The organism is Citrobacter sp. TBCS-14 (assembly GCF_005280805.1).
Classification (GTDB): domain Bacteria; phylum Pseudomonadota; class Gammaproteobacteria; order Enterobacterales; family Enterobacteriaceae; genus Citrobacter; species Citrobacter gillenii.
Genome location: NZ_SZWM01000042.1, coordinates 1 through 823 on the forward strand (window position 1 = coordinate 1; position 823 = coordinate 823).

Genomic DNA, 823 nt, shown 5'->3' on the forward strand with positions numbered 1-823 from the left:
GGGGAAGAACAGTGGGTCGATAACGTAGCTGTCCGTTGAAAACGCCAGGCGATCGCCTTCTGCGACCAGCTGCGCCAGTTCCAGACGCGCCTGATCTTCCTGTTCCGCCAGCCACGGATTCGCAAATGCCTCCATAAACAGACTGTTGATCAACTGCTGCATAGCCTGGCCGCCGCTACCGTGGGCGAGTTGTACGCTGTTCATGCTTCACACTCCTGCTGACGATACTGATACCAGGCGGCACACGCGCCTTCGGAGGAGACCATCAGGGCGCCAAATGCGGTCTCCGGGTTACAGGTTTTGCCAAATAGCGGGCACTGATGCGGTTTGCATCTGCCGGTCAATACCTCTCCGCAACGCGCGCGCGGATCGTCATACACCTGCTGCGGCGCTGGCTGGAAATGCGCTTCGGCGTCAAAGCGCTGATAGTCAGGCGTCAGGTGAACGCCTGATGATTCAATGACGCCCAGACCGCGCCATTCGCTNGAACGCCTGATGATTCAATGACGCCCAGACCGCGCCATTCGCTGTCGCCATTCACGCTGAACACGTCGGCGATCGCCTGCTGGGCTAACGCGTTACCGGCATCCGGTACCACGCGACGATACTGGTTTTCTACCTGGCTGTGCGCGGCAATTTTCTGCTCAATCAACATCACCACGCCCTGCAGGAGATCGAGCGGTTCGAAGCCAGCGACCACTAACGGACGATGGAAATCTGAGGCAATAAAATTATAGGCGTCAGTGCCAATCACCATGCTGACGTGACCCGGCGCTAAAAAGGCATCAATGCCGTTGTCCGGTTGTTCCAGCAGGCTGCGCAG

2 pseudogenes are annotated in these 823 nt (G+C 58.2%); both read right to left on the bottom strand.

Going from position 1 to position 823, the window contains the following annotated elements:
- Positions 1-204 (bottom strand): annotated as a pseudogene (locus tag FDX22_RS00185) (hydrogenase expression/formation protein HypE); the annotation flags it as partial.
- Positions 201-823, bottom strand: a pseudogene (locus FDX22_RS00190) (hydrogenase formation protein HypD); the annotation flags it as partial. The pseudogenes FDX22_RS00185 and FDX22_RS00190, both read right to left, overlap by 4 nt.